Annotated in this window: 15 protein-coding genes and 1 pseudogene; 4 read left to right on the forward strand and 12 right to left on the reverse strand. The window is 56.8% G+C overall.

Features of this window, described 5'->3' with window-relative positions; all coding sequences use genetic code 11:
- Positions 1-193: 193 nt before the first annotated feature.
- Positions 194-898: a LuxR family transcriptional regulator gene (locus A3M7_RS0113095; RefSeq protein ID WP_245284230.1), complete on the forward strand. Its 705-nt coding sequence runs from the start codon at positions 194-196 to the stop codon at positions 896-898.
- A gap of 837 nt (positions 899-1,735) precedes the next feature.
- Here A3M7_RS0113095 and A3M7_RS0113100 read toward each other — a convergent pair.
- The 4 genes from A3M7_RS0113100 to aepX all read right to left on the reverse strand — a co-directional run bounded on the left by A3M7_RS0113100 (position 1,736) and on the right by aepX (position 7,601).
- On the reverse strand, positions 1,736-2,344 hold the full coding sequence (locus tag A3M7_RS0113100) for a CDP-alcohol phosphatidyltransferase family protein (RefSeq protein ID WP_027544360.1): 609 nt from the start codon (positions 2,342-2,344) through the stop codon (positions 1,736-1,738).
- A gap of 1,612 nt (positions 2,345-3,956) precedes the next feature.
- The gene (locus A3M7_RS0113115) at positions 3,957-4,733 is read right to left on the reverse strand and encodes a phosphocholine cytidylyltransferase family protein (RefSeq protein WP_027544363.1); all 777 of its coding nucleotides are present in this window, start codon (positions 4,731-4,733) and stop codon (positions 3,957-3,959) included.
- Positions 4,734-5,392: 659 nt separating this feature from the next.
- Entirely contained in the window at positions 5,393-6,583 is a 1,191-nt protein-coding gene (locus tag A3M7_RS0113120) for an aminotransferase class I/II-fold pyridoxal phosphate-dependent enzyme (protein ID WP_027544364.1), read from the reverse strand.
- Positions 6,584-6,743: 160 nt separating this feature from the next.
- Positions 6,744-7,601 carry a phosphoenolpyruvate mutase gene (gene aepX, locus A3M7_RS0113125; protein ID WP_049823353.1) on the reverse strand — a complete coding sequence of 286 codons (858 nt, stop codon included), beginning with the start codon at positions 7,599-7,601 and terminating at the stop codon, positions 6,744-6,746.
- Positions 7,602-8,767: 1,166 nt separating this feature from the next.
- Between aepX and A3M7_RS0113130 the strand changes: the two genes are divergently transcribed.
- Entirely contained in the window at positions 8,768-9,850 is a 1,083-nt protein-coding gene (locus A3M7_RS0113130; RefSeq protein ID WP_049823354.1) for a cytochrome-c peroxidase, read from the forward strand.
- A 376-nt stretch (positions 9,851-10,226) separates the two neighbouring features.
- Positions 10,227-10,733, forward strand: coding sequence for an avidin/streptavidin family protein (locus tag A3M7_RS0113135; protein ID WP_049823387.1), 507 nt, complete (start codon positions 10,227-10,229; stop codon positions 10,731-10,733).
- A gap of 239 nt (positions 10,734-10,972) precedes the next feature.
- Here the strand turns inward: A3M7_RS0113135 and A3M7_RS0113140 are convergent, their stop codons facing one another.
- The gene (locus tag A3M7_RS0113140; RefSeq protein WP_027544368.1) at positions 10,973-12,214 is read right to left on the reverse strand and encodes a cytochrome P450; all 1,242 of its coding nucleotides are present in this window, start codon (positions 12,212-12,214) and stop codon (positions 10,973-10,975) included.
- A 446-nt stretch (positions 12,215-12,660) separates the two neighbouring features.
- Between A3M7_RS0113140 and A3M7_RS46440 the strand changes: the two are divergent.
- A pseudogene (locus A3M7_RS46440) lies at positions 12,661-12,879 on the forward strand (IS110 family transposase); the annotation flags it as partial.
- Between the two features lie 140 nt (positions 12,880-13,019).
- Here A3M7_RS46440 and A3M7_RS0113145 read toward each other — a convergent pair.
- From A3M7_RS0113145 to A3M7_RS0113180, 7 genes are all read right to left on the reverse strand, one after another.
- Positions 13,020-13,745, reverse strand: a complete 726-nt coding sequence (locus A3M7_RS0113145; protein WP_027544369.1) for an HAD family hydrolase — start codon at positions 13,743-13,745, stop codon at positions 13,020-13,022.
- Complete coding sequence (locus A3M7_RS0113150; RefSeq protein WP_027544370.1) at positions 13,742-14,515, reverse strand: phosphoribosylaminoimidazolesuccinocarboxamide synthase; 774 nt, start codon at positions 14,513-14,515, stop codon at positions 13,742-13,744. The genes A3M7_RS0113145 and A3M7_RS0113150 overlap by 4 nt, the downstream gene beginning before the upstream one ends.
- Before the next feature lie 566 nt (positions 14,516-15,081).
- Positions 15,082-16,212 (reverse strand): PLP-dependent aminotransferase family protein, encoded by a 1,131-nt coding sequence (locus tag A3M7_RS0113160; RefSeq protein ID WP_027544372.1) that lies wholly within the window; start codon positions 16,210-16,212, stop codon positions 15,082-15,084.
- Positions 16,213-16,223: 11 nt separating this feature from the next.
- Positions 16,224-17,807 carry a class I tRNA ligase family protein gene (locus A3M7_RS0113165; RefSeq protein WP_027544373.1) on the reverse strand — a complete coding sequence of 528 codons (1,584 nt, stop codon included), beginning with the start codon at positions 17,805-17,807 and terminating at the stop codon, positions 16,224-16,226.
- Position 17,808: 1 nt separating this feature from the next.
- Positions 17,809-18,138 (reverse strand): cupin domain-containing protein, encoded by a 330-nt coding sequence (locus tag A3M7_RS0113170; RefSeq protein WP_027544374.1) that lies wholly within the window; start codon positions 18,136-18,138, stop codon positions 17,809-17,811.
- A gap of 25 nt (positions 18,139-18,163) precedes the next feature.
- Complete coding sequence (locus A3M7_RS0113175) at positions 18,164-18,943, reverse strand: phytanoyl-CoA dioxygenase family protein (protein WP_027544375.1); 780 nt, start codon at positions 18,941-18,943, stop codon at positions 18,164-18,166.
- Between the two features lie 21 nt (positions 18,944-18,964).
- Entirely contained in the window at positions 18,965-20,062 is a 1,098-nt protein-coding gene (locus tag A3M7_RS0113180) for an MFS transporter (RefSeq protein WP_245284232.1), read from the reverse strand.
- Positions 20,063-20,116 lie beyond the last annotated feature (54 nt).

Genomic DNA, 20,116 nt, shown 5'->3' on the forward strand with positions numbered 1-20,116 from the left:
CTCGAGGACGACAGCGGCTCCGTAAAACCCAATCTTTTCGATGCTGAGGTCATGGCCGTCGGCGCCGCCGGAAAAGTTTCAGTTGGTGCAACAACTCACCTCGGCGCTCGGCGCCGAAAATGGCTGCTCGCGTCAGTTGGTTCCAGAAAGCCTGAACACGTCTGACCGGGGCCAGGCTCCAAACTAAGGCGCCATGATGGATTTATTTAGCTTTACCGAATGTGCGACTCGAACGAAATCCCTCAGAGCGCTTTTCGAGCTTCTTGTGAGCTGCGCAGGCGAGGAGGGCTTCACTGAAGTCGCTTACGCAGCGCTCAACTTCGTTGAACCGCTTCGTTTACCGGAATACCCCCCGCCTGCAGTGGCCGTGAAATGGCCGCCCGAGTGGCGCGACCGATATTTTGAACGCAAATACCATACTATCGATCCGGTGGTCCGGCGGACGCCAATGTTGTCGCGGCCGTTTCTGTGGGACCAACTCGCAGAGCGATATCAGCTGCATCCGGGCGAGAAACGTGTACTAGACGAGGCCAGAGAGGCTGGTCTGAAGCATGGAATGAGCATCCCATTGTTCGGACCCTTGGGCCAGCTATCTGTCGTATCTTTTGCATCTCGGTTCGACGATGCCGATCCTCAGTATCATATGAGTCACCTGAAAGCACTGGGCTGGCACTTTCATATTGCACTCGCGGAGATCGCGCGGCCGTCGGCTTGTAGCGACAATACAAAAGTGGCGCTATCCGAGCGCGAAAAAAAATGCGTGCGCTGGGTCTTGGAAGGCAAATCGTCCAAGAATATTGGGATGATACTGGACATCAGCGAAAATGCAGTCAGGTTTTACGTTAAGAATGCGATACGAAAGCTGGGCATAAAAAGTCAGAGCCGTGGCGTCCTCTGAACTCTCGGCTATATTGAGGCAGCGAGAGTTCAATTTCACTCCCGATAAGTGGCTGCGATCGGTATTGGGATGATGACTTCCCAGGATGGGGTTTCAGGATAGGCCGCCATTTGATCGCGGCTTAAAGCTCTGGTGAAATTAGCATTGTTTAGCGTCACCATCCGAGCCAGCGCCTCTCACTTTCTGCCTACGAATGACCTGGTCCCGGTTGTCTAAACAGCATCTCCGCGTCGATAAGTGGAGCGTCTGCCGGGGTTAGGCTGCCATGCGGAGCGGCAGCGCCCGCGACGTGGTCGCGGTTCGAAAGCGACATGCGGCCGTACATCATCATGGCTAAGCTTGCGTTGCAGACAGTTGGCATGAGCTAATTGTTGGAAGTGGAGCGATGGCAAATCCATGCTTGATTTCGGGCAGGAAGGTGCTTCGTATCCTCGCGTAGAGGTGGTCACCGGAGAATGCTGGCGGCGACAATGGACGGGCGAGGAGAAATGAGCTGGCTGTGACGAGCAAATGATCGACTAGATGCGGAGTGGTCCATGTTGTTTGCGAAAGGGGCGCAGGGGAATGCCCGTCATGCTAACCTCCTGCTCGTTGATAAACGATAGTCGTTCCCCACCGGACCAGTCCAAAAGTCTGGCCGTGAGCTGCTGCAAATGGTCGAACGCCGGTATCCACCTCTATACCCGGCTGCATCGCATGCCCGGCCGACCTCGCGGCATCCAGGTCCTCGTTGATCCCAAAATCCTACCGGAGCCAATCTGACCTCGCCGGCCACAACAGGTCAAAATAACTATGCGGAGCCAGTAGCGGATGCCGCGCGCTCCAGGCCGGTTTAGTCTAGTTCAGACCTCTCGAGGCTAGGGTGGTCGAAGCGACGATAGCGAAGATTGAAATTGCGACGTACATTTCCGTATTCGGGGATGGCACACGAATAGATGCGACGTGCAATCCCGCAAGTGCAAGAAAGATGCCGAGTGTAAACGTTACAAAGAGCTCATCCGGTAACAAGGGTCGGGCCAGAAAGACGATAGCCATTAGTGGAACGTCGTATGATAGCGGTACCCCTAAGAAACGTCCGTCGGGTGATCTGCCGAAATTCGCGAAATAACTAAGCCGAGTCGCAGCCGCGATGAGCAGCACGGTCGCGGTTGGCGCGCCAACTAGCGAGGCGTGACCAACCTGCATCACGATAACGGCTGGCACTACTCCTCCATAGAGTATGTCCCCGAAGCCATCGAGGCTCTTGCCCATTTTCGCGACGCTTTGATCGCGATCCTTAGTTCGCGTTGCAACAACCCCATCTAGGTGATCTGCCAGCACGGCCCATAGCGCCACGGCCACGGCGAGTTCGAGGCGCCCCAAGACAGCGAAGAAGAGGCTGACGGACGAGAAGAGAATACCACTCATTGTTATAGCGTTTGCTGGATCCCAAAGATATTTAAGCAATTGCCCCTCCTCATTCTGCCGCCGATGCGACGGACGCCGATTGGCGTCTCTCTCGTTATTGTCTGCTCCGCGATGCGCAGGTCGCCCAGGCTTTCACGCCACGTGAGGCCCTCACATCGTGCGGCTGCGAGTAAGAAAACTCGCTTTTTAACTAGATGTGCGAGTAGCCCCTCTGTACAGGCACTGACCGGACAAGAGCGGATGATGATATCCAAGGGGCTGGAACGATTGCGAACCCTAGCGTCCGAGCGCCAGTCGCAAGAGCGTCATCGTCTTGAACGACCTGGCGCCGCTCTCCGAGGTTTCTTGGCGTTTGGTTCGCGCTAAACCGGCAACTGATCCGCGGTCCGAAAGCCGCGCGACTGCACCCGCATTGTCGATTCAAGGGGCGCCACCGCCGCAACGTCGAGAGCGTCGACGAGAGACGGATTGCGAAGCGCCATTGTCCTCGAAAAAGCCATATCGCCATCGAGCAGTCTCCGTAAAACAGGGCGTCTCGGGCCAATTGCGGGGAATAGGCGTTTCCGGTTCGCTCGAGACGAAAGCTCGACACCGTCGATTTCTAGCCTTCCAAATTGATTGCCACTGGCCATATTGAATAGCGTCTTCGCGGTGTACGAGCTCTGCCGTGCTGTCGATCCTGAACCTTCTGAGGTCATCGCAGGGCGCACCCCTAATCCTCAGTTCAACCCCGTCGAACAGGCGGGCAAGAGCCCATTTGACATCGGCCTTGCTACCGCCGGAGGCGAACGAGTCGCGCAGTCACGGAACGATGCGTGCGCGCAAGTTGTCTTGTCCGCGGCGCTCTTTTTGCCGATGAAAAGAGGATAGCGTCGGCTCCTGCATCACCGAAAGGGTGGCCGCGCAAAATTGCTTCGTCCATTCCAAGGCCGCCGATCCATGCATCGATCCTAGGTACGAGGACCAGGTCCTCCGCGAAAGGATCCTTCACTATCTGGAGACGACCGAAGAACTCGTCGATGTCGGTGAGGGCATCATGCGCTTCCACATCGAAGGGGAGGTCGCTGTCGGAGCAGTCCAGAGCACGTGGTATATCTGCACGCGGCAAGTCAGCGTTCATCGGTGCCGCTGGCGCGAATAGATTTTGATTGATGTCGCATGCCGGACTTTGGTGACCATTGACAGACCCGACGTTCATTGAGCAATAGTTGACATATTTGCCATCTAGGTCAATTACCAACGTTGGTAGTTGACTGCGGCGAAATCGTTGTTCCTCGCTATGTCATTAACGCAGAGCGAGCGCCGGTTGCCTCGGCTCCCCCGCTTTCTGATTAAGAAGCCGCTCGAGCAGAATGAGGTCTTCGGGCTAGCCACCGTCGTCTTCTTCGAAGAAGGCGGGCAACACCGGTTGCAGCCTCCTGCGGGCGCAGCTGTCACTTTGTCCCATGGGCTCAATGCCATTAGGCATGTAAAAGTCGCAACGCCGATATCGGGGTTCTATGCGCCGTTCGATTGATTTTCGTAACGTATCGTTTCCACCAATTGTGTGAAGGCAGTCCGATCTTCTCTACGGCCCGACAATCAAGGCGCTGTACATAGGAACGACAGGCTATCTGTCATTGGGGCGTCTCGTGATGCTCAAACGGGGCGATCAAGACGGCGGCGATCCACTTGCGAAGAGTCTCTCAGCGACCTGCAGATCGTCCGCGCTATCAATCTCACACCAACGGAGATCGTCACAGCGCGCTGCGGCAAGCTGTAGCCCGCGGCTTTCGACGAGCACGGCGAGCAGTTCCTCGATGTACGCTTGTGTGGCGCCGGAACGGATGAAGTCATCAAGCAAAGGAACGATCGTCTTCCTCAGCGTGATAGAGTCAAGCCGCAGTATATTCATCGTCTTGAAAAGCGTGGGACCGCTTCGGTTGAGATCCGCTGACGTCTGCTTCAGCCGGAACGCAGAGATGAATCCACTCTCTGCAACAAGTACAGCGGAACCCTGCATGTTCGGATTGAACGGCGCAACTGCCGCAACGTCAGGAGTGTCGGCAAAAGTGACGCGGTAAAGCGCGTCTTTATCGAAGAAGACGTCTCCTTCTAGGATGTAGCAATCTCCCGAAAGCAGTGTGTCGCGCGCCAGCCAGAGGGAATAGGCGCTGCCGGTGCGGTCGAAGACAGCGGACTCGACATAGTTGATTTGGACACCACCGAAACGGCGGCCGCAGGCATATTGAATGGCGTCCTTGCGATAGCCGACGACGATCGTCACCTCCTCCACCTCGACCGCCTCCAAGTTTCGCAGAGCGTTGTAGAGGATTGGTGTGCCATTCACCTCGACGAGAGGCTTCGGTCGCAAATCCGTCAGAGTACCCAAGCGAGAGCCGAGACCGGCGGCGAGAATCACGGCTCTTTTGGGAGCATTGGTAGTCATTTCACTTCCCTTCTTCGTGGCGGCATATCGCCCCGCTGGGGCTCCCGCATGTGAGGCCGTAGATATATCGATCCGTCTTTTACAGGTCTTGAAAAGGCTCTTGGCAACAGGATGACGCTTAGAATTCTGAATGAGCTGAGCAAGCCGCCTGCCGCGTACGCGAATTGCGGCTTCGGGCGAGGAGGTGCAAGTAAGCGGCTTCCCACAAGGACGCGCTGGCTTGGTCGGAATGCGGAGATGGTGTCACGGTATTCCGTTCGAGAGAAGTCTGGAGCCTAGAGTCCTCATTCGCATTTAAGTCGGGGTGGGTTACTCCGAAAGAGATGCTCTTCACTCTTCTTCCGGGCTTTGCTGCCAAATCTCTGAATGGTCGAGCTACGAAAGCAATGCGTAGAAAGAGAGGGGCGTCGCGCATTCCATCCAATCTCCGTGACGCCAACAGTGCTTAGCCCGAAATACAGCGAGTGCGGCGATAGAAGTATCAGAGAAGAAAAAGTTGGTCAGGCTACGAGAGGACATTCTCCATCAACGCCTGCCTGCTGAGGCGGAAAGGATTGCTAATCCCGTAGTGCGACTTCCGTCGCAAGGTTGAGTTGTGTGGAATGCGTCGGGCATATGGCGACTCACGTTAAATCGCTGGTATGCTTCGGAGAAAAGCATCAGCTGCACCCGTTCAGCGTTGCTGTCAGGCGCCGTAGCCCTTTGTTCAGCAATTCGAGATCAATGCCGTAGGAAAGGCGGAGCCCAGCGGGATCGCCAAAAGCTGTGCCCGAAACCGTTGCGACACCGGCCTTGGCCAACAATTTGTTGGCGACGTCATCTGCGTCGAGTTTTCGACCATCGGCCTTGGCGCGCCGCTGCAGTTCGCCGAGATCGAGATAGAAGTAAAATCCACCTTGGGCACTAGGCTGAGGTACCGATCTCAGTTCTGAGAGGATCTGAAGCCCGAGCGCTCGCGCATTGGCAACCTGGCGTCCCAAATTTAGTTCGAACACTGGATCGCGACGCTCCAGGTAATTGAGCAGTCCATGCTGTGCAATTACGTTGGGGTTCGAAGTCGTGTGGCTCTGTAGCGCCCTGACCGCGGTGATGACCGTTTTCGGACCAGCGAGGTAGCCAATGCGCCAGCCGGTAACGGCCAATGATTTGGAGAAGGAATTGACAGTCAAAGTACGGTCGCGTGCGTCGGGCGCCACCGAGACCATGGGATGATGGCTATGTGGGGCATGGGCGAAAGTCCCGTAGCATTCGTCGAAAATGATCCAGAGATCCTGATCTATGGCGAGTTGGGCAATGCTAGCAAGAGTGTCGCGGTCGTAGATCGTGCCCGTGGGATTGTTCGGTGTGTTGACCACGATTGCTTTAGTCTTGGATGTAAGGGCCGCCACCAAGTCGGTAACCCTCGGCACAAAGTTGCTATGCCTGGTGTCAACAAAGACCGGCGTGCCACCAGCAACGAGGATCTGCGCCGGGAACGTGGTCCAGTGGGGAGTGGGGATCAGGACTTCGTCGCCGGGATCGAGAAGTACCATGGCCGCATTGAAGAGAGCCTGTTTGGCACCGTGCGTCACCGCGATTTCATCAGCCGTCCAGGGTTGCGCAGTCTCGGCAGCAATCTTGCAAGCAAGCGCCCGTCGCAACTCTATCAAACCGATCGTGTCCGTGTAGCGATTGAGGTTGCGATTGATCGCGGCGATCGCACCATCACGAACTGATGAAGCGAGATCGCTCCATATTTCTCCGGCGGTCAAGTCGATGATTTCGTTTCCGTTCGAGGCAGCTGCGTTAGCTGCCATCTTTGCCGCGGCGGTCCCCGAAAACTTCAATAAGCTTGTCCGTTGCGCTAACATCGACACTTTTCCTTTCCAAGCGATCCTTTATGCGTCTGCCACTTGCGTGAAGTCGGCCGAAATTTTTCGTGGACTACGAAGCGGGTGCAGTTCGCGCATGCAATGGCTCGGTAAGGGCGCGCATTGTTGTAGTGTGTGGAGCAGAACCTCTTGTCGTAGCTCAGTGGGGGTGGACATATAGCGCTTCCGCACGGGCAAGCTCGTCGTACTTCAACAATTCGAAGACCTCGTCGAGCGTCGCAACGTCTGGCTCAATGCCAGCAATGCTTTCCTCGGCTAGAATGCGTCCGCATATGCGGCCCATTGCCTCTATTGCAGCTCGCATGGAGTGGTTGGCCCAGATCACTGTGGAGATGCCGGCGTCGCGGTATGCAGAGACAGGGGTTCGATAGTATTTCGTTGGAACGATCACGACAGGAAGGCGGTGTTCCCAGGCAGTCGAGAAGGAGAGGATCTCCTCCGCGGTGCTCTTGCGCGAGTGAATGAGGATCGCATCGGCACCCGCCGCAGCGTAGGCACTGGCGCGTTGAACGGCTTCGTCGATTCCATGGCCGGCTATCAGCGCTTCGATCCGCGCCACTAGGACCAAGTCTTCCGCGACTGTATCTTTCACTGCGCGCAGTCGGCCGGAAAATTCATCGATATCCGCTAGAGGATGCCGCTCGCCAACAAATGAGTTCATTTTCGGAAAACAGCTGTCCTCCAGCGCAATCCCGGCAGCGCCACGCTGACGAAGTTTGCGTGCCACAAGGCGTGCATTGTTAAAGTTGCCAAAACCCCCATCGCCGTCAACGAGCACAGGCAATTCGGTCGAGTCCACTATTCGCTCGACGACGTCGACGAGTTGGCTCCAGGAAGCTTCGTTGGCATCGCGGTAGCCGAGAGAGCTGGCAATGGATAGGCCTGAGGCCCAGAGGCCTTTGAAGCCTGCGCGTTTGGCAATCGCGCCGGAAAGCGCATCATGAGCCTCCATGAGGAAGGTGAGGGTGCTCTTCGAGCAAACCTCAGCACGCAGCATTTGCGAAAGTACGGGGCCCGAACGTCGCTCAGAGACATTGGTGACCGCCGATTTTGGTTGATGTTGCATGCTGACTCCTTGCACGAGCATTTGACTTGTCGGGCGTTCAGCACGTGCTTGCTCCGGCTGTCGATGACCAGGGCGTTCGGGCAATCCCACGGCTCAATCAACAGGTGACATGCATCTGTCATCTTGATCAATTACCAGCGTTGGTAGTTGACCGGGTAGCAACGTGTTCTAAAGGACGCGGCAGTTGGGGCGAACCCCAGCAATTGCAAGATATTGATCATTGGTTGGCGGAAAGTCGAAGATCGTGCGCGTTTGACGTCTCGGCGTAGTCGTGGCGTTGCCAATCGCGATCTAGGCAAATCGGGTAGAAGCACCCCTGGTAGAAGTTGCGGGCGTTCGTGTTTCTCGCCCTTGCGCAGATGCTTGAGCAAATTCATCCCCGGTCAGGCTCGTTCGATTTCAGCTAGTGCCCCGGCTGCTCGAGGCTGGGGTGTCCCATTTCCGACATCGGTCGTAATTGCTTCGATCGCGTGACGCGACGTGATCGATCGCCGATGGTCTCAATCGCGTGTTTTGCGCTGATTTCGCGAGCGCCGCAACTGGTACGGGACTTGCTATCCTCGTCCCAGGTCCTCGGAAGTTACGGAGGGCTGTGTGCACCGGTATCGTCTCGATCAAGCAGGCTGCCGATTTCGCAGATCCGTGTGCGCCCGCAAACTATAACCCGGCGGCCAGAAGGAAGGGAACCATTACCAGATTTGTCGCAGCTCGAATTCCCGTGCGGTGCAGTCCGTCTAAAAGACGCCGACCTGATCCCCACGATCAGATAGAATACCGCAAACCTACGACGTCGGTCAGGCTTGACGCGTTTTCGCGCGACCGGATTTTGCCTTGCAGGATAAAGGTACGGCCGCAGGAGCCGCGCAGGCAAGCGCAGGTCGGCCGCACCGGACGCCAGCGCATAGTTGGAAAGATGGGCAGCTTCTCGAATCGACTATGCGTGAACGAACACTGAAGCGTTTTGCTTTCTTGTAAAGGCTTACTGCGGGCGTGAAGCGTGAATATCGAGTGGGGTTGCAGCGCGCTAGCGCGAGGGGGCGCCGAACGCGGCGTCATGCCTTCCAATTCCCCAGAGCATCAATGAGAACTGGTACCCGATGATACTTATTAGAAAGAAGTCCGCGATCCCGGAATTCCACTTTGTACGCAAGTTGTGTGTTGCGGCCATTGCGATACTGGTCTCGTCAGATGCTGGTGCAGAAGATGATTTGATGAAGGCTGCTAGGCGGACGTTCAAGCCGATCCCCTCGGTCGTTCCCGCGGTGAAGGACAACCCGGTCACCCACGATAAGATCGAACTCGGTAAGATGCTGTTCTTCGATCCGCGAATGTCGGCTAGCGGGATCATTAGCTGCAATACCTGTCACAATCTTGGTGCAGGCGGAGTTGATGCGGGGCCGACGTCGGTTGGTCACGGCTGGCAACTAGGGCCACGTCGAGCCCCAACCGTCTATAACGCAGTCTTCAATGTGGCGCAGTTCTGGGATGGGCGGGCGCCGGATCTCAAGACGCAAGCAAAGGGTCCCGTGCAGGCGAGTGCTGAAATGAACGCAACCCCAGAGCATGTGATCAACACGCTGAACTCGATGAGCGACTATGTGGTCATGTTCAAAAAGGCATTTCCAAGCGAGGCATCGCCAGTCTCCTTTGACAACTTCGCGAAGTCGATTGAGGCCTTTGAAGCGATTCTCATTACGCCCGCAGCTCCTTTCGATCAGTACCTTGAAGGCGATCCAAATGCTCTCAATGATCAGCAGAAAGCAGGATTGAAGCTCTTTATGGAAACAGGATGCTCCTCCTGTCACAATGGAATCAACGTCGGCGGACAGGGTTATTTTCCATTTGGCGCCGTCGAAAGACCAAGCACAAGCCTGCTTCCGACCGCCGACAAAGGCCGATCCGCCGTCACAAAGATGGCCAGCGACGAATACGTTTTTCGTGCAGCACCGTTGCGCAACGTCGCGTTGCGACCGCCATACTTCCATTCGGGTCAGGTTTGGAGCCTTAAGCAAGCTGTCGGCGTGATGGCAGAAGTTCAGCTTGGCGCCAAGCTTAGCGATAAAGAACAGAACGATATTGTCGCGTTTCTGAATTCGCTGACCGGGCAGCTGCCCAAGATTGAGTATCCGATATTGCCCGCTCGGACCGAGACGACGCCACTGCCGTCTACAGGAAGATAATATGTTCCACTACTACAGTGGCCGTTTTGTTTGATGAAAGCATGGCGCAGGGAGCTGGGCGTTCGCCAGCGGCCAAGTGCCTTACTCGACGCCGAACTCATGACTGCACAGTCATCTCTTGTTCAACGAGGAAAGATCTCGCGGCCTAGGCCGTTCCCACATATGGGTTAGACCGATGCGTCGGCGCCGACCGACATTGTGGAGGAAGTTGTCCCTCGCCGTGCTGAATGAAAAGCACGATTGGCCCAAACCTAAACGGCATATCGAATAAAGCAACTCTTAAGGGCGGTTTAATAGAATGCTCGCTGTGATTGTAAACTTGAAAGAAAGGTTTATAGGCAAAGCGCGATCTTTCTGAAGCGATATGGAGTCGGTGATGCATCAAGATAAACGGACACTCACAAGATGGATGGCTTTGGCTGGCCTTGGGCTGCTAATGGCGGCACCCGCACGGGCGCAGCCCATCTGGACCTGGAACAACCAATACGGCTCGGTTCTGGCGGTCAACAGCTACGACCGGAGCACGGGCGCCATTTCCGGCACCTATACAAATAACGCAACGAATAGCTGCGACGAAGGCGCTCCTCAGTCGATGACAGGCTGGCTGGCCCAAACCAATAGCGGCACAGCGATCAGCTTTACAGTCAACTTCGGCGGCTGCGGCTCAACGACCGTATGGACGGGACAGCTCAATGCCGCATCGGGTTTTCAAGGGCTTTGGCTCCTCTCGCTCGCCGAGCCCGTGGTATGGAATGGGATCAGCGCCGGCGCTGACACTTTCACGTTCGGCAGCGGCGACAAGTCGAAATTGATATCCGCTGGTAAAGGGGAGGCCAAGGACGGGCCAGGCGAGAAACTCTCCAACACGAAAAACCGCAAATAGCACGATCTTCTCGGGTGACGACGTTGAGCGTCGTCACGCCGACATTGCCTAATGAACTCGCTTTTGCGCCGACGGCGTTGGCGGGAGTGCACTCATCGAATATTCGACAAGTGCCTGGACATCCGCCGGTGCTTTCGAAGATCGCGAGAACACCTCTCGCAGCGTGGGGGCTGCCCGGACCGGCTCACGGTTGCAAGCTCCGGCTCATCTCAGATCGATTGCAAGGAGGAGCCTATTCCCTAAGCGACCATCTGCACTGGGAGGGCGGAATAACCGTGCACGAAGTTAGATGCGACTCGTTCCGGCTCGCCGACCACCTTGATGTCGAGGCGCCTATTCAGCATTTCCTCCCAAAGGATCTTCAGCTGCAGTTCCGCAAGGTGTCTTCCGACGCAGCGATGGATGCCGAATCCGAACGAGAGATGTTGCCGTGGGTTCTTCCGATCGATGACGAAGCTGTCGGCCTGGTCGATGACCTCATCGTCCCGGTTCCCGGAAATGTACCACATGACGACCTTATCGCCTCGTCTGATATGCTTGTTGCCAATCACGATATCGACCACGGCGGTACGGCGCATGTGTGCGATCGGCGTCTGGTAGCGTATGATCTCGGAGACGGCACTCGACACGAGCACAGGATTCCCGCGTAGTTTCCGGAGCTCGGACGGATTCTGATTCATGAACAATACGCTTCCACTCATCGAATTGCGCGTGGTGTCGTTCCCGCCCACGATCAGCAGGATGAGGTTGCCCAGGAACTCGCGTGGCTCCATATTCCGAGTCGCCGGTGAGTGCGCCATCATCGAAATCAAGTCCACGTGGGGCTCGGCATTTTTGCGCTCGTTCCAAAGTCTTGTGAAATAGTCCAGGCACCCGGACAGGACTGTCCGTCGCTTCTCCCAGGTGTCGATCTCGTGGCCAGTTCGCGGAGTTGTGGCGGCGACGTCAGACCAATAGGTCAGCAGCCGCCGATCCTCAAATGGAAAATCAAACAGCGTCGCCAACATTTGCGTCGTCAACTCGATCGAGACCTTATCGACCCAGTCGAAGGTTTCATTGCGCGGCAAGCCATCCAGAATGGCATTGACCCGCCGACGGATCAAGCCCTCGAGCTTGGCCAGATTCTCCGGTGCCACTATCGGGCTGATCGTATTGCGCTGCTCGCCATGTTTCGGAGGACTCATCTTGATGAAACTCGGAGTCCAATACTCCTCCGGCAAATCGACGATCGTGACGCCTTGCTCTGACGAGAACACTCCGTGAGTCATGTTGACTGCAACGATGTCGTGGTATTTTGTTATGGACCAATAGGGACCGTACGGGCTATCGTTACAGTAGTGGATGGGATCTTCCTTTCGTAACCGCTCGAAATAGGGCCAAATGCTGTCATCCTGAAAGCGCTTGACGTCGCTGACATCCAGATCGCTCAGAAGAACATCATATGCGCTCTGGCGCGCATGACCTGCCAATCTTGTATTCATGATCGCCCTCCGGCCTTAACCTCTCATCTTGCCTCAGCTCGCCTGGGCGAACTCCCACGGCGGCTCTGAGAGCTTTCCACGATTTTTGAATGGACCGACCGATCATTTTCCGCCCGCTGCGGGGCTTTCGGTTGCGAGCGATTGAACGGTTTGAATGGTCGAACAATATCGCAAGCCGGAGCGCAGCTCCCCTATCATGATTGGGAGGCGCGTGAGCTTGCGTTCACTGCTATAATCGTTCCTCGCCCAACCGCTCAGCTGGTTGCCGCGTCATCGCGAGCTATAGCTGAATTCTGGTGACGACTTGGCCGGTCAGGAGGCGGCAACTGGGGCTTGACTGACCTCGATCCCGTCGCTGAATGTCAGACCGAGAACGAGTTTTGGCAAGTGATCGTGGCCATCAAGACGACGCCAGCGTTTCTGCGCGACCGATCGATCTGCCGTCGTTCTTAGCCGGGCTCGCTCGGTGCCTGATCGGTATCGAGGCGTGCGCACCATTGGGCGCGCGAATTGATCGCGCTCGGCCAACAGGTCCGGCTAGAGCACCGAGCTACGTCAAGGCCTACCTCAGGCGCGGCAAGAACGACGCGGCCGATGCAGAAGCAATCTGCGAGGCGGTGACGCAACTGTGCATGCGCTTCGTGCCGGTGAAGAGCGAAGAGCAGCACCTACTCCCTCTTCGCAGTGGACCCACCACCTACTCCTTCCCGGTTTCCCGGCGCACCAACTGTAGTGCTCAATCTGGGTGCGCGCAGGGGCATCCGGGTCACAAACGCTTCTTAGAAATGAAAATTACCGATACTGCTTACGCGCCCTTGCCGAGGAGCGAAATGATGTCATCGAGCGTCGTCATGACAGCGACCGATTCGTCTTTTGGCAACGAGGCGTCACGGCAAAACCACACTGCTCGGCATCCCGCGCCGCGTGCGCCCAGAACATCCGAGCGAAAGCTATCACCTACCATGACGACCCCGTCTGGCGCCTCACGCAAAAGGTCTAAACAGGCTTCAAAAGCGGCTTGGCTGGGCTTGCGATAACCGCAATCGCCGCAGAACATGACAAGATCGCAGTTGCGGCTGACGTTTGTGTGCCGACCTACCTCGGCTCGCCACAACCTGTGGCTCGTTCCCCAAGGCGTATTAGACAAGATCGCCGTCCGGTAGCCCATTCGGCGAACTGTAGCAATGACTGTCTCCGCTTCTGGCATGAGCTGGCCACTAGCAAAAATTCGTTTGCAGAGGCGCAGCTCGAGTAGCGCTGCATCCGCGTCATCCATGTCGGGTGCCAGTACGCATCTCAACCGGTCGGAGAAAGAAACCACACAACAATCCTCGCGCTCTCTGTTGAGCGCCTGCAACGCTACGCCAGCGATGGATCTCGGCGCTGTGACAGTGGCCAAATCTGTAAAGCTGGACGGATCGGTGAGGAAATCATGCAAGAACTCAACCTGTTCGGCCTCGGTTCGCAATGGATAGTCGCAAAGGGTATTCCCCCAGTCGAAGATGACGGCTCCAGGATGGCTCATCTTCATGGAAGCGCTTTCAGCCGATCCAGAAACGCTCGCCACTGGCGGAGGATAGTCTCTGGGTCTTTGCCCTTACGCCAAAGGTCCTTGTCGAGATCATTTGACGCGTGCTTCGCTCGCATGCAGTCTGGTGAAACCTCGCCAAATATCGCATCGCCTTCGGCGGTGATAAAAAAGCAAATATCGAGGAGTTCGATTTCGCACGATGCCAAGACTCTCGCCAGCGCCTTGAAGGCTCGCAAAGCCAAATGCCTGGCAGCATCCGTATCGATGAAGCGGTCCGCGAGCCAATTCGGCATGCATTCGTCCCGATGCGGTAGTGGGTTGCGCCAGTCGAAGCGTACATAGGGTTCGTGTCGCTGATCGGGTCGGAGGTATCCGCCATGACGCGTCGGGAAAGTCTCCAACCCGAGGTATATATGTTTTGGTGTCCCGACATAGGCCGCCTTCACGATGACCTCGATAGGCGGAGCCGCAACTCGCCGACTGATGTAATAGTCTTCACCGACGTGAACGACCGTGGAAGGCACACCCTCAGTCTCTAGCATCCGCCAAAGCCGCTCGCTGATGCGTAGGCGTAACCAGTCGGTGCCCTCAACTGTGGCAGCGCGATTTGCGGAGTACGAAAACAACGTGGGCTTTAAACGCACGATGACGTTCTGATCGTCCATAGCGCGGATCACCTTCGATTCGCCCTCTATCAGCAAAGGCAAATCTTCGAACCTGGAGCGCCAGTGGTCCGGATGTGGAAACGCGGCTCGTTCAATAGGCTGCATTGGATTTCCATCTATTCACAATGTTTCTGCGTACAGGGACACCGTCCTGTCGTACGCACGGGGTTTCGTGTTCGTACAACCAGGGCATCCCGACGAGGCCGTGAGCGACCGCGACCGCGCCGCAACCGCCCAGGCGTACCGTTGCATGCCACCTCGGTCCGATTACAAACGGATGGCCCAACGTCGGGTATTGTCAGGCGCTGGATCCGCCCCTACATCACCGATTGCTCAGTGATGTCCTTGGCATACGCAAATGGCGTGCCGAACTGAAACTGGCGCTTCTGCAAGCCCTTGATCCAAGCATCTTCAAGAGCCGTGCGTCGCGTCACATTGCTCGAACTGTCTCAACACCGACAATCGACACTGAATGATATCCGACAAGATCAGCTGGATTGTAATGTACCCCGATTTTCGGGCCACGGACTTGATTGGAAGGGGCCGCTCCGTTTGATAGGCGGAGCCCATGATGACGACGAAGACCAGGCGCAAGATCGACGCGACCTTGAAGGCAAAGATCGCGCTGGAAGCCGTGCGGGAGCAGGCGACGTTATGTGTGTGGAGCTTAGTTAGGTCGCGTGCAAGGTCCCCAATCGCGCCAGGCCCTGCTCAATGAGCGATGTGGGGAGATAGCTGAAACACAGGCGTACATGATCGCCGCTTCGTGGGCCATAATTGCGACCATTTATGAGGTGAACGGCGTGCTCGCGACGCGCAGCCTCAATGAAAGTCTCAGCCTCGATGCCAGCGGCCAACCGCACCCAAAACGAGAAACCACCGCGTGGTACGACATACTCTGGCTCGCAAAAGCGGCTGGACTGCAAGAGCGTATGCAGGATATCCCGCTTGGCACGATAATGCTGGCGCAGGCGCGCAATGTGCGCATCAATGGCGCCAGATTGCAACAACGCTAGAACGATATTACTGACGATGGGGCTTACGCCGCCATCGCATTTTAGCCGTGCAAGCCTGTTGATGATGTCCGACTCCGCAAGCACCCAGCCTACCCGTAACCCCGGTCCGGCGACCTTGGAGACGCTATGGATGTTGATCACGTTGCCGCCTGGTGCCAGCCAATCAACCGTGCCGTTATAGGGCAGCTCCGCATACACAAGATCCTGTACCAACGCCACGCCATAGTGGTCCAGCAGCGCTGCGACCCGGGCCATATGGGTGCGCGACATCCGGCGCCCAGTCGGGTTATGAAATGCTGGCGTCGTATAGAAAAGCTTGACGCGGGTATGACTATGCAACATTGCTTCGAGTTCATTCAGATCGACCCCCTCTGCGCACATACCGAGCTGGAGGACGTTCGCACCCACTATCGAAAAGGTGCGCAGTGCGCCCAAATAGCACGGGTCCTCGGTCAGGACGACATCGCTTGGGTCGATCCAAGCGTCGGCAATCAATTGTAAAGCCTGCGAAGCGCCACCCGTAAGGACAACTTGGTCATGGCGCACACCGTAGCGCCCTGCGAGCTTTGTACGGAGCTCGGGTAAACCGAGCGCATCCGTATACTGCGGCAGATCGGCGGATGCGACCCCGGTATCCCGGTTAAATGCATCCGGCCAGGCCAGCTCTGTAAACATCACCGGATCGGGCAGGCCGTAACCGAAATTGATGGCGTGCTTCGCACCTGAGTAGGAGAACGGGGCAAAGCCCTGAGCGAGGGCGCTGCGGTTGGAGGCCCGCGAAGTCATGGTTTTGTCTCTCAAACAGATTGCCTCACCTGTTCTGTGCGAAAACGCGTGTTGTACGCTGCAATGAAGTTCGCAGATACCGCCGCACTGAAATAAGGGAAGTCCACCCTCGCGCCCGGCAAGGCAGCTGCTGCAGCAGGCTTCTTGAGGGACGGCTGCCAGGCTGCGCCGAAGAAATGCTGACCGTAGCGTATCGCTAGCTCAGGTACCACGGGATAAAGCAGACTCAGGAACAATGAGACCTTCGCAGCACTCCACTTACCATTATCCTCGCGCGCAAAGTCGGCCGCCTCCAGATACGTGTCGATGATATCAAGCGCATCCCAGAAACGCAGCGACTCGATCGCATCGGCATAACGTTGAACCAGGCTGCGGAGAGTAGGGCAGACGTGCTTGCTGTCGACTATGCGTGCGTTGTTGGCTGAGTGGCGTAACGCATCCTCCCAGATCCGAAGGCGTGACGCTGCCATGATCAGGCTCTCGACATCGAAGTCGTTCTTATTGCTGTCGAATGGCTTGGCCACTCGCACCAGCGCGTAGCGGAGTACACTGGCGTCGACCTCACGCGTCACTTCATCGGTCCAAAGGGCATGGTCACGACTGGTCGAAAACTTTTCGCCCTCGAGCTTGTAGAAGTCCTGGACGGAATGATTTTTGGGAATTGGGTAGCCGCGCGCGAGCAGGGTGCCTGTCACACCTACCGTGTAGTAAAAACGGTTATCTTGGCCCATGAAAAACAAAAGCTGGGTGTTCGGATCGTGCAATGCAGAGTGGGCGTCCAGATTGTCACGGTCGCATAGCTCGCGAATCCCAGTGTCGAAACTCCACAGGCCTTCAAACCATGTGAGTAGGGTTTGGCCAATCAAATGTTCAGGCTGTGTTAGCTTGACGCCATGACTGAAGTGGCGCGACATCGGCAAGCCATGTACGGCGCCGGCTAACCAAGTCCGCGCCTTGTCGCGGATAACCCCGGGCCAGGCGCTTTGTCCGATGGCTTTGTCCAGCACCTGAGCCAGCCGGGGCATATCAAACACGGCCTGCTTGATCGGCCTTAGCCCAAGTGTGCTGCCGCACGTGGTGTGCCGCGCGTCGCGTAGGGTGTCGTGCTGGACAGCTAGGCCACAGTTTTCGCACAAATTACTGTCGGTAGTCGCATCGCATGCCGGACAGGTGCCAACTGCCAGCGAGTCGGCCACGAATTCGTCGCAGTGTTCGCAATAGAGCTGGACACCGTCGCGCACGTCGACATAGCCGGCCTCCTGCAGCTCGCGGAAAATCGCCAGCGCATTCTCTTTGTGGATCTCGCTAGATGTACGCACAAACGCATCAGGCGTGATTTGCACCGCGCGCAAGCACTGCAAGATCTCGTGAATGTGCTTCTGTGCGACGTCGCTAACCGGTTGGCCGAGTTTTCGTGCTTTCACCAGCGTGTACGTGCCGTGCTCATCCGCACCCGTAATATAGTATGCGCGATGGCCGGCCATACGCTGAAAGCGCGTAAACATATCGGCGAGTAAGTATACGCCGCCGACGTGACCGAGATGCAGCTTGCCGTTGGGGCAGGGGGGGGCGGGACAGACAAAATAAGTGCGCATGTCAGTCCCACCAAATAGATAGAAATTTGAGAGGACTGTCCTGACTGACGTTGCGGATAGTGTGCTGCTGGTATGGTCGCATGTAACACAACGTTGTCTCGCTCACCGGCCTCATCTGACCGTCAGCTTCGAACTCTCCATGCCCGGTAATCACCACCCACAGTTCGTGCTCGTGGTGCCCGTGCAGATCGACCGCACCGCCGGGTGCGACCTCCACCACCGAGGCGCCGAACCCGGGGCTGAGACCATCCGGAAGATGCTCCAACAGGCGGCAGACCAGCACGCCATATTCCGTTCGCATCAATGAATGATCGATCTGCTTGGTGTGCACGACGGTCCTTCCTCCGAATTGGCGCTCAATCGCGATAGAATATGCCGTTAGGCGCGTTCAGGTTTTCCGGATCTGATAGCTTGCCTTCCGGTGGGTTGTAGGCGCGCTTCATGCGCATATAATCGGCACGCGTTGGACCTCCTGTAGATGCGCGCTGGAACACCAGATAAAGCGCGCGGCGGGGGCGATTGCTCTTGTTTGGCAGTGAGTAGTGGGGGGCGTAGTCGTCGAAAATAAACACATCGCCGGCTTTCCATGACACCGGTTCCCATGTGAAGGTCTCGGCGACCTCTGGATTGATCACGCCGCCGGCATCCATTGGAAACACTCCCTCCTTATGGTGACCTGGCGTGAAGAAAAGACCGCCGTTGTCAGGCTCCGAATCGTCGATGGCAATGGCTGCCACTGCATGCACCATGCGTTCCGGTATCTTGTGCGGGATATGATAAATATCCTGGTGCGGGCGGTAGCCGCCGCTATCAGGATACTTGAAGATCAGCAGCTCCTTTAACATCCGCGTGTCCTCATCGAGTAGCGTCTCGACAGTCGTGCGAATGCGGCCGTCGGCCAACAGTGCCGCGCGCAGAGCGTCATGGTAATCCAGGAAGTTCTCCACCTTTGAGATAATCTTGCGATTGCCGGATGTCTTCTCGAACCACATCATCCATTTGTCGACGCTTACATCCCAGCGCGCGACGTCGTCCACGAAATTGGAAATCCCGTCGCGAGCGGCTGGATCGAAGAAGCCTTCGAGCCGGAGATATCCGTCCTGTTGCCATTTCTCTTTTTGCGCCTCGGTCAGCATAGGCGAGCTCCTTTCTCAAGATTACAGGTAACCAGTTGTAGCCTTCCCTCGAAGCGCAGCTACCAGCAGCACATTCAAGGCCGTCGCGCCCAGTAGCGTCAGCAACATCACGTCGGGACCAAATCCGCGGATCAACTGCCCGGCGAGCAATGGAAAGCCGAACAATCCGAGGAAATATGCCAGCGTGAAGATTTGTGAGGTGACGGGCACGGACACCTCGTGGTCGCCAGCAAGATTGACGGCCATTCCGTTGAGGGTGGAGTAGGTGAGCCCATAGCCTGTCGCGAAAATTGCCGTGGCCACCATATAGAGCGGGGTGCTGCCTGTATTGACAATGAACAGTACCAGTGACGCACCAGTAGCTGCGAAGAGCATGAGCGCAAGTCGGTGTATCGGCAGGCGGCCCATCACGTGGGCGAGAGAGAAGCGCAGCGCTACGCTGGACGCGGTAAATATCAAAAAGAACAAGTCGGAATTCAGGTGACGTGATGCGGCATAGGCGCTCTGATACGTCGACAGTCCCGAGAAAGTGCAGGCGGCAACCGCAATCATAGCGATGGGGGCAGCTGTGGATTTTCGAACGAGCGCTACGGTCGCAGTTACCGTGATTTCGATATGTGGCATCGGCACTGCGGGCAGGCCCGACATGGCACGTCGTGCGACCTCTACGCAGATGGTCGCGATGACGCATGCTATCGCGAACAGTACATAGACCATGGCCAGAGAGCCGGTGACGTTTGCCAGGAAGTGACCGAGTGGAGCGGCTAAACCGAGCCCGGTCATTTGTGAGCCGGACAAAATGGTCAAAGATTGGATACGTGCGGCGGGCCGTAGATGGCGAATGATCTGCAGCGGCGACAAGATGAAGGCCACCGACCATCCCGCGCCCATCAGCATAGCGCCAGCATAAGCTGCTCGCTCATCGAGGACTGCGCCGGCAACGAGCAGCATGGCTAGCGCCATGGTGATCGAGGCGGCGGCCACCGTCGGCATAATGCCGATGCGCTGCGCGACCCAGCCTGCCGAGCAGCAGCACACGATCGTCACAACCATGGCGCTGGAGATCAGAAAGCCTGCGGTTTCACTACTCTTACCGAGCGCCTGCATGTAGTCCGGCAATAGGAAGCTCGTGCCGTAAGCTGCTGCAATAACAATCGATGCGACCAGAAATGG

It is taken from the genome of Bradyrhizobium sp. WSM2254 (assembly GCF_000472645.1).
Lineage (GTDB): Bacteria > Pseudomonadota > Alphaproteobacteria > Rhizobiales > Xanthobacteraceae > Bradyrhizobium > Bradyrhizobium niftali.